13 protein-coding genes are annotated in these 11,999 nt (G+C 68.4%); 7 read left to right on the top strand and 6 right to left on the bottom strand.

Going from position 1 to position 11,999, the window contains the following annotated elements; translation table 11 throughout:
- The 3 genes from HGG74_RS20400 to HGG74_RS20390 all read right to left on the bottom strand — a co-directional run.
- The coding region (locus tag HGG74_RS20400) for a hypothetical protein (RefSeq protein ID WP_205762264.1) at nt 1-2,463 on the bottom strand (2,463 nt) is incomplete at its 3' end.
- Nucleotides 2,460-3,329 (bottom strand): hypothetical protein, encoded by an 870-nt coding sequence (locus HGG74_RS20395; RefSeq protein WP_168489373.1) that lies wholly within the window; start codon nt 3,327-3,329, stop codon nt 2,460-2,462. The genes HGG74_RS20400 and HGG74_RS20395, both read right to left, overlap by 4 nt.
- 282 nt (nt 3,330-3,611) lie before the next feature.
- Nucleotides 3,612-3,935, bottom strand: a complete 324-nt coding sequence (locus HGG74_RS20390) for a hypothetical protein (RefSeq protein WP_168489371.1) — start codon at nt 3,933-3,935, stop codon at nt 3,612-3,614.
- A 680-nt stretch (nt 3,936-4,615) separates the two neighbouring features.
- Here HGG74_RS20390 and HGG74_RS20385 point away from each other — a divergent pair.
- From HGG74_RS20385 to HGG74_RS20355, 6 genes are all read left to right on the top strand, one after another.
- Nucleotides 4,616-4,807, top strand: a complete 192-nt coding sequence (locus tag HGG74_RS20385; protein ID WP_168489369.1) for a hypothetical protein — start codon at nt 4,616-4,618, stop codon at nt 4,805-4,807.
- Nucleotides 4,808-4,864: 57 nt separating this feature from the next.
- Nucleotides 4,865-5,170, top strand: a complete 306-nt coding sequence (locus tag HGG74_RS20380) for a hypothetical protein (protein ID WP_168489367.1) — start codon at nt 4,865-4,867, stop codon at nt 5,168-5,170.
- A gap of 835 nt (nt 5,171-6,005) precedes the next feature.
- On the top strand, nt 6,006-6,422 hold the full coding sequence (locus HGG74_RS20375) for a hypothetical protein (RefSeq protein ID WP_168489365.1): 417 nt from the start codon (nt 6,006-6,008) through the stop codon (nt 6,420-6,422).
- A 579-nt stretch (nt 6,423-7,001) separates the two neighbouring features.
- Nucleotides 7,002-7,448, top strand: a complete 447-nt coding sequence (locus HGG74_RS20365; RefSeq protein ID WP_168489361.1) for a cupin domain-containing protein — start codon at nt 7,002-7,004, stop codon at nt 7,446-7,448.
- A 290-nt stretch (nt 7,449-7,738) separates the two neighbouring features.
- Nucleotides 7,739-9,013, top strand: coding sequence for a CAP domain-containing protein (locus HGG74_RS20360; RefSeq protein WP_168489359.1), 1,275 nt, complete (start codon nt 7,739-7,741; stop codon nt 9,011-9,013).
- A 221-nt stretch (nt 9,014-9,234) separates the two neighbouring features.
- Complete coding sequence (locus tag HGG74_RS20355; protein WP_168489357.1) at nt 9,235-9,684, top strand: hypothetical protein; 450 nt, start codon at nt 9,235-9,237, stop codon at nt 9,682-9,684.
- 3 nt (nt 9,685-9,687) lie between these two features.
- Here HGG74_RS20355 and HGG74_RS20350 read toward each other — a convergent pair whose 3' ends face one another.
- Both HGG74_RS20350 and HGG74_RS22055 read right to left on the bottom strand, forming a co-directional pair.
- Nucleotides 9,688-10,548, bottom strand: a complete 861-nt coding sequence (locus tag HGG74_RS20350; protein WP_168489355.1) for a hypothetical protein — start codon at nt 10,546-10,548, stop codon at nt 9,688-9,690.
- Between the two features lie 26 nt (nt 10,549-10,574).
- Complete coding sequence (locus HGG74_RS22055; RefSeq protein WP_281356190.1) at nt 10,575-10,700, bottom strand: hypothetical protein; 126 nt, start codon at nt 10,698-10,700, stop codon at nt 10,575-10,577.
- A gap of 150 nt (nt 10,701-10,850) precedes the next feature.
- Between HGG74_RS22055 and HGG74_RS20345 the strand changes: the two genes are divergently transcribed.
- Nucleotides 10,851-11,054: a cold-shock protein gene (locus HGG74_RS20345; RefSeq protein ID WP_168489353.1), complete on the top strand. Its 204-nt coding sequence runs from the start codon at nt 10,851-10,853 to the stop codon at nt 11,052-11,054.
- Between the two features lie 504 nt (nt 11,055-11,558).
- Here the strand turns inward: HGG74_RS20345 and HGG74_RS20340 are convergent.
- Entirely contained in the window at nt 11,559-11,774 is a 216-nt protein-coding gene (locus HGG74_RS20340; RefSeq protein ID WP_168489351.1) for a hypothetical protein, read from the bottom strand.
- Nucleotides 11,775-11,999 lie beyond the last annotated feature (225 nt).

Genomic DNA, 11,999 nt, shown 5'->3' with positions numbered 1-11,999 from the left:
TCCCACCGATCGAACGTGCCCGGTTAGGGATAGCAGGCTGTCGTCGCGCCGCGTACGGGTCATAAGTGTCCGGTACCTGGGGCGGATGCCCTGCGTCTGCGGCGGATGTCCGGCTTCGGCGGCGAAGGCTTCCTGGAGGTAGGCGGCGTTCTGGCCGGGGTTGTTGCCCAGCAGGGGCCGGGCCCGCCGGTAGGCCCGGGCAGTCTCGCCTAGGACCGGATCGGTGGGGATGAGTAGGGCCGTCAGCGTGTCCGGATCAGCGACGGCGAGGTAGTCCGGGTCGGTCACCAGGCCGGCGAAGGTTTCGGGGCCTGCGGCGTGGGCGTGCCGGGCCAGGTAGGTGCGCAGGTAGGGGTGGGCGAGTTCCCAGTCCCGGTGCCCGCTGGGCCCGGCCGGGACGGTTTCCAGCAGAGCCCGGGTGATAGCTGCCTGGCTCCGCTGGTTGTGTGCCTGCCAGGCGGTGACGGTAGCGGGGACGGCCGGGAGTCTGTCCCGGGCGGGTTCGCCGCGCAGGTGGGCGGCGAGCAGTTCGTGGAAGGGCCGGAAGACCGACCGCCGGCCGGGGCCGAGGTCCTCGACGATGTATCCGCCGGCGTTCTCCAGCAGCCAGCGCACGTCGTCGGGGTCGTCGATGGCCTCGGTTTCGCGGCCGTCCTCCGCAGCCAGTGCCCGGGCGACGGGGACCCAGATGTTCTCCCATGGCAGGCCTGAACCCTGGGCCCAGGCCAGCGCGGTGAGCAAGGCACGTGCCCCGGCCTCGCGGCTGCCTAGGCGGGACAGGTCCTCGTCAAATGCTGCACCGACATCAGTGGGCAGCCGGTCGGCCCAGCCGGGGGCGGCCGTGTCGGGGACCTGTTCGCGGTTGCGGACGGCCAGGGCCAGCAGCTGGGCGAGCAGGAAGGACTCTGCCTGCCCGCCGCCGGACGTGGTGGCGGTGGCTCGGGCGGCAATGGCCTGCGCCACCGCAGCAGTGACCTCCTTCGGCGCGTCACGGTAGGGAGTGGGCACTCCAGGTTCGTGGGCGGCGAGCAGGAGCTCTTGGGCATACCCGGTCAGGGCCTGCGGGTCCCGGTAACGCTCGGCGTCCAGATCCACCAGCAGGTCGGCGGGAAACGTGTTGTCGGCGTCATAGGGGCGCAGGAGGTGCCGGCGGGTGCCGATCAGCACCTTCACCCCCGGGCGGCCGGCCAGCGGCAGGAGCAGGGTGTCCATGAGTGGTTTAGGATCGACGGATTCGTCGATGGCGTCGACAACCAGGATCCGGGCTGTTGTCTCGGGACGTTTATCGATGGAATCGATCAGGTCCGCTGGACTTTTCGCCTGCCGGCCCAGATGGGCAGCAATGGTTTTTGTGGCCTGATAGGGGTCCATGCCGCGGGCGTAAAGGCCGGTGACGGGCAGGCCGGCGAGCAGGCCGGCCGCCCGGCCGGGCAGGGAGTCCGGGGATGAATCGGCCAGCAGCGGGGCCGCCCTGTCAGGGTCGGACAGCAGTACCGGCAGGGCCAGCAAGGTGGACTTGCCCGTGCCGGGGCTTCCGGTGACCACTCCCAGCCCGTGATCGTCCGGGCTACGCATCCAAGTAGCGATGTCCTCCACGGCGCGCACCCTGCCCGTGGTTCCGGTGACATAGAATCCTGTCTCTCTGCCCTCTTCGGGTGCCCCGCGCAGCCGGGCCACCCAAACTTGTTCCTCGACCGTCAGTCCTGCCACCGCCGGGACGTGTTTCCGGTTCGGGAGGAACGGTGCTATCCCCGTGATAGCGCCTCGGATGAGACGGGCCTGCTGGTCCGGACGGTGCAGTGCAAGCGCGCTGTTGACTTCGCCGAGGAACAGGTCGAAAGGGACAAATTCTGTGGAATGGCCGATTTTGGGGCTGCGCAGGGCGTCGGCGAACGCCCGGGCGAAGAGGCCCTGCTGGGCCTCCTGGAGGTGCGAGGCGCTGGCCAACACCCAGACGTTGGGGTTGCCTAGATCTTGCAGTGAGTCCCGGAGTACCTCGGTGCCGCCGGCCCCGGAGTAACAGCAGTCCAGGATCACCAGCACCTGGGGATGCCCGGAGGCATTCTCCTGCTCATCTGGGAGGAGGTGGATCAGGAGATCCCTGGGCTCCAGAGCGGTTCGCTTCAGGTTGCTCCCGGTGGAGTCCGCGGTCAGGACGTAGTACGGGTGGCGGTCCGGTTTCAGCCCGTGGCCGGTGTAGTAGACGATGGCCACCTGCGCCTTTTGGGCCGCGGCGTGCAACGCTTCTTCCAATACCTGCACGTCCGGGTTGAGGAGGAATGGACCGTCGGGCCCCGGTTCGGGCTCGTACCCCAGTTCGGCCAGGGCGCCGACGACGGTCTGCAGCGCTTCGGGGACGCCATCGAGGTTTTCCAGCCCGTCGGCGAAGGTATCGGCGTGCCGGTAGGTAGCGGTGCCGGCGGCCAGCAGCACCCGCCGGAGCCCGTCGTGTGGGATGGTCACAGCAGGTCGGCCAGGGCCTGGCCTGCCGGCCGGGAGGTCAGGTGGGGTTCGATCCCGTGCGGGTCCTTGCCGTTGTCGACCAGGTGGTCCTCTACCGGCGGGGTGCCGTCCGGGGGCGGGAAGAGCGGGGCCAGCTGCTTGCGCAGGGCCACCGTGTCGTTTTTGTCGGCGATGTTCACCCAGCGGGCCACGGTGCCCGGCCAGGCGCCTTGGCCGTCGGCAGGGGCCGGGGTGAGCCGGTCGAAGACCAGGTTGGGCATGCCCAGCGGCGAGCCGACGGTGATGAGCAGTTCCACTTGGGGCGGGGCGGACCGGGCCAGGTATTCGTAGGCGACCACGGAGCCGAGCGAGTGGCCGATGACTGCCCTGGTGTCCTCGGTGACCTCGGCGGCGGTCCGTTCCAGGACCCGGTCCTTGATGCCGGGATCGGTCAGGAAGGCGGTGACCTGCTTCAGGTCCCCGACCAGGGCGCGCCGGGCCACCCCGGCGAAGGTTTTCGAGTGCAGCAGCTTCTCCAGCATCACCTGGACCGCCACGGTGCCCGGGCCCATCGAGCCCTCGGGCGGGCCCAGTCCCGGCTCCTGCTCCACCGCCTGGGCGTACCAGGCCTGCAGCAGGTCCCGCTCCGGGCCGGGCCTGATGTCGGCGGCCGTGTAGGGCGGGCCGCCGCCGGCCATCGATCCGGCGGGCCGGAACAGGTCACCGTAGAAGGCCACCCGCACGTCGGAGTCTTTTAGCCGGTCTGCAACTTCCCGGTGCCCGGCCACCTCCAGGCCGCCGCGCATGGCCAGCCACCACAGGTTGGTCAGCTGCGGCCCGCCCTTGTACTGCTGCGCAATCCCGTGAATGCCCAGGACCCTCGCCATAACGACACCTCCGAAAACACCGCCGACACGCACTTATTCCGGCACAGGGGACCATGTGCAGCATAGGCACGCTGCCGTTACAAAGGTGTTACCCCGACAGCAACAGATGCGGCAGACCGAGGCTGCCGTCGGCTCGCGGGGGGAGACCCCGTCCGATCCGCGACAGGTACACGCTTTTCCATACGTGTCCATGACCCGTCACGGGGTGAAGGCAGGTGGCGTCCCGCGGCTGCCGTTTCCGCCCGGGCCGTGGCGGTGTCGGCCGGCACCTGCTCCGGGACCTCAGGCGTTGTCGGTGACCTTGGCCAGGCGCCAGCCCTCAGTGTGGGGATCCCGGCACAGCTCCAGGGTCCGCAGCGGGGACGTCGCGGCGGCGCGCACCGGCAGACGCCAGAACTCGGTCTCGGTCAGGCTGGCCCGGCCCCGCTTTCCGGGCAGGCCGGCCTTCCACCAGGTCCTGCCCCCGAACCAGTGCAGGACCTCGCCCGCCACTGGACACACCTGGTCCCGCCAGCGCACCGCCAGCGGCTCGCCCCGGGCACCGAAGCGGATCTCGGCGGGCTCATCCAGCGCCGTCGTCCTCGTCTCCTGTGTCATCACTGTCATGGCCTGTCCTTCCTTCCACCCAACCCCGAACCGTGCCGCGGACCGGAGCGGCGCCGCACCGCGGGCACCACACCGGTTACCAGATGGTGCCCCAGACTCGGCTCCTCAGGGGAACCGGCAGATGCCTCGCCGTCTCACATGACAGGCAGCCATAGCAGCCAGCCGTTCCGGTCCATGCAGATATTAGAACACATATTCGAATGAGTGGTGTTGGGGCCTCGCCAGGACGGTAAGGAGCTGTTATATGCACCGTTATCGGCACGGGGAGTATTTGATGCTGGTCGGGTTACCTCTGGCCCGGGCCGCCCGGGGCTATCCGCGAATCAAGGCGCCCCTGGCGCTCGGGATGGTGCATGGTCTGAATGTAGTAGCGACTGGCAGGGGAGGCATCGCTTGATGGACGCGCTGATCCGCGCCGTCATGTCGGTCGTGGAGAAGGCCCGCGAGGATGCTAGGGCAGACACCTGTGATGTGGCCTATTGGAAGGGGGTGCAGGACGATCGGATGGCCCAGGAATACACCCAAACGTGTGAATCTCCACCGAAAAAGAGTCCGCGCATGAGCGAGCAGCAGGATGAAGCCCAAAACCAGGCCACCAGCCCTGACCGGCTGCGGGAGTTGATCCATCTTCCCGGGGACTGGGGCGACATCGGCTCGGACGCCGGTGGTGCCGTGAATACGTGGCCGCCAACCTCTCGGCCCCGGCCGATGTGCTGGCCGAGCTGGCCCTGGTCGAAACCCTGGCGGGTGACCGGCTTGACTGGATCGCCCATGCCGCTCGGAAGCGTCTCGGCCTGGATCCGCGGCCGATGCCGGGCATCCCGGTCACCAGCCGCTTCCGCGCCGACCCTCGGACGGGGAGGATCCGGTGAGCACCGCCGACTTGGCGACTATCCGATAGGCGGGGCGGATGCCGATACGATCGGCCCATGAGCATCTCCGATACCTGGCCGCCCAAGCCCGCTTGGGCAGAGGAAGCCGAGGTCTACCTCCTTGCCGAAGGCGAGGGTGAAGATCTCGAGGTTGAGCGCCGCTTCACACTCAAGGTCAGCGTCGGCCAGGCCACCGCGACGATGTCTGAAACACACCTCCGGCTGGAGGGGGAGGAGAACGCGGGCCTCATTGAGAAGATCGGGCCATACGTGTCCATCAGCCCGGAGGACATCACCCCCGAAATCGCAGCCGACGTGGCCAGGGCCATCATGGAACTGCTTCAGCGCTACAACAGCGCCTGACGTCGCCGTGATGGTGCGAGGCGGGGGCCTTGCAGCAGGTCAGTTGATGTTCACGTCCATGTCGACGTAGACGCCCACCCTGACGATGAGCTGGTCCTCGAGGTACGTGGCCAGGGCCTCGGAGCGTGCCGAAACCTGCCCCCTGGCATCTCGCCGCTCAGGACGGCGTTGGTGCCGGTGATTTCCAGGGCCGAGAGCCGGACCCCGTCCACCGTGCGCCGTCCGGCCAGCCGGTGCAGGCTCTGTTCGAAAAAACCCTCGGTGCCCGGACGCGCGGTGGCTGCGGCGTAAAAGGTCGCCGGCGCCTGTGCCATCCTTTCACCTCCGGGTGATTAAATGTTTGGCTAGCCACTACCGGGACGTTTCCCATAGTCAAGGGGCACATGAGCCGAAGTGCGGTTCCCGGGCCGTATTCAGGCCACACAACGTTGACCAATCTACTTCTCGGGGAAAGCCTTAGGGGCATGGATGCGGTGACCACCACCGAGGTGGGCCCCCGGCTCGGCATCATCCAGGTCCCGGTGCGCAGGCTGATCCAGCCCGGCCGACCCTGCCGGTCGGCCCTGCACCGGCCGGGCGCTTGGCTTCCGCCGGCACCCATCCCGAAAGGGCTCGGGGAACGCATCGTCTGGGCCGCCCGGTGCCTGCTCTCGGACCGGGTGGTCGGCTGGCTGGACCCTTCCGAGCGGTCCCGGCTCAAGGCCCGGCTGAAGGAGCTGGAGGCCGAGGACGTGCACCGCCTGGCCCGCAACCGCGCCGTCGTGAAGCGCTACCGGGCCTTCCCGTCCGCAATCGAGCAGATCCGCCGGGAACTCGTCCCCACCGGGGGCCGACTATGCACGACCCGCAGATGGCGGCTTGCTTCGGCCTGGCCGCCGGCGGCTTGTTCGCCGACGGCTACGCGGCCACCGGGGACGCGGACCGGCTGGCCAACTCACTGGGCCTGACTGAGGACCGGGCCGGCAACGCAGTCGTCCGCGAGACCGCCCTGGCCGAGCCCTTCGAATCCGGTTCGGTCCCGCTGGCGGCGGTGGCCGTGGGCCTGATGGACTCCCTGGCCGTCCGGGAACGCTCCGCCGGCGCCCGGTTCCTGGCCGAACTGCTCGGCACCGCCGGATGGGACCGGGACGATGTGCACCGCCAACACCTGGCCGCCGCGCGGCCCGGCCGCGCCGGTATCGTCACACCTGAGGGCGGTAGTTCTCTACGTGCTCGACGTCGAGCCGGCCCCCGGCCAGCACCGCCGCAGTGACGAAGATGCCCTCACCGAGGGCACGCTCGTCGAACACCTTCAGCCGGTGCGGTCGGAACAGGTAGCAGGAATAACCGCTCAGGTCCTCAGGCCTGTAGGCCGGGAAGCGCCGAGCGTACAACTCGTGCAGGCCGAAAGCGGCCCGGCCGGTGGCCTTCTCCGCCGCACCAACAGCTGGATCCCGCGATCGGGCCCACCCCATACCTGGCCCGAGTCGTACACCGCGACCGCCGCGTCGGCTTGAGTCGCGAGGTTCTTCGAGTGCCTGGCGTCCGGGTCCGAGAGCCAAACCAGATCGAAGCCCGGGCTCCACGCAAAGTACGCGGTGTTTACGTGGGCCAGGTGAGCCGGGCCCACGGTCGCGATGGCGCACAGGGCCGAGGCCTCGAGAAGCTCCCGTGCAATCGCCTGGATCCGGACGGCCGGGAAGGTCTGTGTTGATCTCTGGATCGGCACCTGGCGTTCCCTTCGACCACGGGAAATCCCTATCGCTTCTGTATGGGCAAGGGTAGGGCGTCCAGCCGGAATTGGGAAAAGTCTGTGCACGGAACCTGTCAGGGTCCGCACACATGTGCATGTATGAAGCCTTCACGGATCCTCGCCGGCGTCGGGGAACTGCGCACCTTGGAGCCGTACTCGCTCGTTTGCCCGCCGACGCCCCTGGTTCACCCACCAGAAGCAGAACGACGGGGCTGGCTGGAGCCTGGCAGCAATGCCGTCATCCCCGCGGAGCAGACCTTCGAACGGCTGGCCCGCAACGGGAAGATCTTGTTCCACTGGGATGCCCGGCCCACCGGGCAGGGCAAGGCCTGGCAGACCATCATCCCCGGCCGGAAGCCGCTGAAGAAGGCCCACGTCACCCTGACCCACGCCAAGAGCGCCATCACCGGCCGGATCTGGAGGGTCGCCGACGTCGAGATGCAGATCCTCGAACTCGATCCGGCCACCGGCGAGTTCACCGTCCTGTACGACATCCCGACGGGTACCACGGTGCCCAGGCTCCCCTGGAAACAGGGAGCGCGATGAAGCCGGTCCGCGAAATCCGGGACGTGCAGGATCCCGACGTCCTGGCCCGTCTGTGCGTCCTGTGCCTTGCAAGTAAACCCCGGATTTTCATTGCTTTCTGCTCAAAGCGCTATTGAATAAACGTTTCATCCGGGCTACTTTTGGTCCGTCCTGGCCGGTCAACCCCTGTCGGCCGGCGCCGGATTCCCCTGCATAGGGGCAGCGGGGGGCGCCTTGGCGGGCAGGTTCCCCACCGGCACCCCCGAGGGGAGGCCAACCTCCCCGGAAGCGAGCATCAAGGCGGTACCACCGTGCACCCAACGTGCAGACCACTCACCGTCCTCGTCCTGCTCCTGGGGCTGCTGCTGGCCGGCATGATGCCGTCCGCCGCGGCCACCAGGACGGACCGGGACCCCTTCATCGCAGAAATCCTGGCCCTGACCAACCAGCACCGGACCGCTCACGGCCTGCCGCCGGTGGTCTGGAACCAGGCCATCGCCGACATCTCCCAGGCCTGGGCCGAGGAGCAGAACCGGCGCATCACGAAGGACACCTTCGAGATGAAGACCATCCACCGCGACGGCTACGGCAGCTGGCAGATCCCGGCCGGCTGGGACTGGTACACCGAGAACATCGGGATCAACAACAATGCCCGCCAGATCGTGGACTGGTGGATGAGCTCCACCGCACACCGGGCCGGGATACTTAACCCCAAGGCCACGGACGTCGGACTGGGCTGGATGAAGACCACCCACCCGGATTACCACGGCATGTACGTGGTGGTGGAGAACCTGGCCGGCTATCCCGGCACCCGGGCGGACCTGCCGCCAGCCGACCTGTCCCCAGTCAGGGAAGGCGACGTCGCGGCCGTCGACGAGTCCGGCTACCTCTACGTCTACCCCTCGGCCCTCGGCGGGGACCTCTGGAACCGCACGTACCTCTCCTCCGGGTGGGAGGACGTCATCCAGCTGGAGGTGGCCGACTGGAACAGCGACGGTATCCAGGACATCATCGCGCGGTGGTCCGACGGCAGGCTCACCGTGCACTACGGGCAGTCCTCCGGCGGGCTCAGCGCGGCCACGACCATAGGATCCAGCGGCTGGTCCGGCTACGACGTCGAGGCCACCCGCTGGAAGAAGGACGAGAAGCACCCGGGCCTGATCGCCCGGCACACCGCCTCCGGCAGGCTCTATCTCTACGCCAACCCGACCGGTGCCAGGCACGGTTCACGGACCCTGATCGGCACCGGATTCAAGGGCATGGAGACCCTTACCCTGGACTACGACGCGGATGGGAAAATGGACCTGGTCGCCCGCACCGCAACAGGCACCGGGCAGCTGAAGCTGTACCGCTCCAACGGCTCCGGCCGGTTTATCTCCGGGACGCGCAAGATCATCCGCAGCTCCGGCTTCGGCAAGTTCACCCACCTCTCGACGGCCCCGGCCCACCTGGGCGAAGGCACCACCGGCATCCTGGGGCGCGAGAAGTCCGGCGACTTGCGCTACTTTCCGGTCGCCCCGAACAAGGTCCGGAACGGCATCACGATCGGTGTCGGCGGCTGGGACACCCTGACGCTCGGCAGCTGATCCCGTTCCGTCTGGCGGCAAAATTTTCGCAGGTCGGGGCCTCTATTTTGGCTTATGTGGCACCGGTTGCCGGCCCCACCCGGCAGTCAGCCTTCCCTCCCTAAAGGGAGCAGGCAGGGCGCCGTCCCGACCGTGCCTCGGGCCGGGACGGCGCCCTGCCTGTGCATGGCCCGGCTTCCCGGCTAGGGTGAGGGCACCAGCCGGACGTTGATGGGGGTCGCGTGCGCAGTATCCTGGCGGTCCTGGCCATGGCCCTGCTCACCGGGTGCACCGGCGGCGACGGCGGCGGCAATATCGCCGCCCTGGAGGCGCCCCGCACCGGGAAGGACGCACTGCCGGCAGGCAAGGAATATCTGGGCGTCGTGCCGGACAGCACCCGCCTGGCCGGGGAAAAGGGCGGCTACGTTTTCTACCTGGCCAGGCGGGCGGACGACCCTTCCGGGACTGAGGCCTGCGCGGTCATCGGCCGCACCGGGGACGGGACCGGCTGGTCCGCCGGCTGCTCCACCGCACTGTCTGCCGCTGCCGAGTCCGTCACGCTCGAGAGCGGCGGGGTGAAAGCCGCGGTGGTCACCGACGGCTACGACCCGCAGGAGAAGCTGGACGCCGGTTGGGAGCAGCTCGGCAACAACCTCCTGGTCCTCGTCCCGCAGGCCGTCCCGGGACCGTAGCGGTTAGCGCGGGGTTCCCGCGTCGGCGGTTTCGATGACATAGGTGACATCACCGCGGGCCGGCCAGGAGTCAAGGCCCTCCAGAGGGTCCGCGCCGCCGGGGCCTTCGGATTCCTCCGCGTCTGGCGCCACGGCGACGATCAGCGACCGGAGCAGGCCCTCTTCGACGTCGAGCACGGCTTCCAGGGGCGCCCCGGAAGGGCCCGCAAAGCGGGCCCGGACCGGAAACGTGAAGTTGTGCGGAACCACCCGGGGCACCTTCTGGTCGACGGCGAAGTCGATCGCGGAGCTGAAGTACTCCGGCCCGTCCCAGGCTTCCTCCTTGGCGATGGCCAGTTGGTCCCGCAGGACGGGCGCCCCGTAGTCCTCGGTATGCCCTAGGATCCCCTCGACCAGGTCCCGCACCGCCGGATCCAGTCCGACCAACCTGGGCTCCTGGTCCTCGTGTTCCTCCATCGCGCCCGGCAGCGTCCGACGATCCGCGAGGAAGACCAGGAACGTCATGGCAGCTCCGGCGGCGGCCATCACCGCGCGCGGGCGGCGGATGCCGTGCCTGCGGAGCCAGTCCTGGATGCGCCCGTCCACCGCCTCGCCCAGTTCGGCCACACCGAAGGTCAGGCCCGCCATCCCTGCGGTGAAGCCGGCCTTGGCTTCGGGGCTGAAGGCCAGGACCGGGATCTTGTTCAGCGGGATCAGGAAGGTCGCCCCGGTGACGGCGGCGGCGCTCCGCAGCAGGAAGCGCCCGCCGGGTGAGAGCCGGGTCGGATCCACGAGGCTGAGCGCGCCGATGGCCGCGCTGGAGGCCAGACCGTACTCGATACGGTCGGAGTCAAGGAATACGCGCAGGCGGGTCAGCTGGATCATGGCTTCATCCTAGGCGGGGAGCAGTGTCAGAAAGTGCCCGGAGTGAAAAGCGAGGCCATGAAGAACAGGGTGAGGAGCCCGCCGTCGATGGCATCGATCGGGCCCCCGCCGGCCGGCCTGCCGGAACCGATCTTCAGGGCCGGTCCCGGCAACCTTGAAGCGTCCGTGAAGATCTCAATTCGGCCTACATTCGCCAGCCTGCTTGTCCGGGAGGGAGCCGGGCACATAGCGTTACCCGGGGATGGCAGGAACAGGGCGCCGGAACGGGGCCCACGAAGTCCTCTGGCAGGAAAGAGCAGGACATGTCAACAGGTACGGTCAAGTGGTTCAACTCTGAAAAGGGCTTCGGCTTCATCGTCCCCGATGACGGAGGCCAGGACCTCTTCGCCCACTTCTCGGCCATCACCGGCGGCGGCTACCGCTCCCTCGAGGACGGACAGAAGGTCGAGTTCGAGATCACCCAGGGACCCAAGGGCCTGCAGGCCTCGAACATCCGCCCCCTCTGACCACGGTCTGCCGGCACGCCCCGGGGAGGGGGCCGGCAGCCCCCGGATACATGGCGTGCGAGGAAACACTCCCGAATCCGCCGATCAGGCGCCCGCTGCCGGACTTCGGACCCGTGGACCGGCCCGCCGGGATCAGTACCCACCGAGGCCCTGCAGTTGACCGTGTTGTTCTACGGCAATCGGGAGCCCATCGGGCGAAGTGGATGGAGCTGGCCGGCTCCATCGGCTGGGGTTCCAAGCCCGGCAAGGTGATCCTGCGCGGGCCGCACCTGGAGGCCCAGGACGAAGGCTTCTTCGAGGACGAGGCGGGAGCGATCGCCGGGATGCTGGAGAACAAGGACCGTATCGGGGCAGAGGAACGCCCCAAGTGGGAGGAGCGCCGCCGGCAGAAGCAGGAGGAACTCGAGGCCAGGCGGGCGGCAGCGAAGGCGGAGACCCGGGCAGCACGGCAGGCGCGGCGCGCGGCCGCTGCAGGCTTGACCCTCCCTAGAGCGGTGAGGCGGGCTATTCCATCCGATTCAGGGGGCTCGATTGCACAGCCTCGTCGAGTGCCGCCTTGGCATCGGCTATCGCCCGCAGGGCGTCTGCCAACGTCCTGGACTGGGCTTCCGTGGGGCCTGTTCCGGGCCGCCAGTCAGAGTTCAGCTCATTTTCCACGTCGCCAAGCATGCCGATAGCGCGCTGCAGTGCCTCGTCAAAGATCGGCTGTTCGCTGGCCATGGAGGGTTCCTTTCGCAGGAAGGGTGATGATCCCAGCGTACTGCTGGCCAGGTAGCCGGATCATCACCGGCAGGGCCAGGGCAGCACTTCGGGCAGCCGCCGGAACCTGAGCGGGCTATTCCCGGGCTGCGGCTAGTGCTGCGTTCCTTTTTAGGGGCGTAGATTGGAAGAAAGACGGTTCGGCTCCCTGGAGGCGGTCCTCATGCCGAAGATCCTGCGCGCGCG

The organism is Arthrobacter mobilis (genome assembly GCF_012395835.1).
In the GTDB taxonomy this organism is placed as follows: Bacteria; Actinomycetota; Actinomycetes; order Actinomycetales; family Micrococcaceae; genus Crystallibacter; species Crystallibacter mobilis.
Note: the sequence above shows the minus strand (reverse complement) of the source record. Positions and strands in the feature narration are given on the sequence as shown.

Coding starts and splice junctions, on each gene's coding strand:
- HGG74_RS20395 (WP_168489373.1), bottom strand. CDS start 3,329: ATGGCGAGGGTCCTGGGCATTCACGGGATTGCGCAGCAGTACAAGGGC.
- HGG74_RS20390 (WP_168489371.1), bottom strand. CDS start 3,935: ATGACAGTGATGACACAGGAGACGAGGACGACGGCGCTGGATGAGCCC.
- HGG74_RS20380 (WP_168489367.1), top strand. CDS start 4,865: ATGAGCATCTCCGATACCTGGCCGCCCAAGCCCGCTTGGGCAGAGGAA.
- HGG74_RS20375 (WP_168489365.1), top strand. CDS start 6,006: ATGCACGACCCGCAGATGGCGGCTTGCTTCGGCCTGGCCGCCGGCGGC.
- HGG74_RS20365 (WP_168489361.1), top strand. CDS start 7,002: ATGAAGCCTTCACGGATCCTCGCCGGCGTCGGGGAACTGCGCACCTTG.
- HGG74_RS20350 (WP_168489355.1), bottom strand. CDS start 10,548: ATGATCCAGCTGACCCGCCTGCGCGTATTCCTTGACTCCGACCGTATC.
- HGG74_RS20345 (WP_168489353.1), top strand. CDS start 10,851: ATGTCAACAGGTACGGTCAAGTGGTTCAACTCTGAAAAGGGCTTCGGC.
- HGG74_RS20340 (WP_168489351.1), bottom strand. CDS start 11,774: ATGGCCAGCGAACAGCCGATCTTTGACGAGGCACTGCAGCGCGCTATC.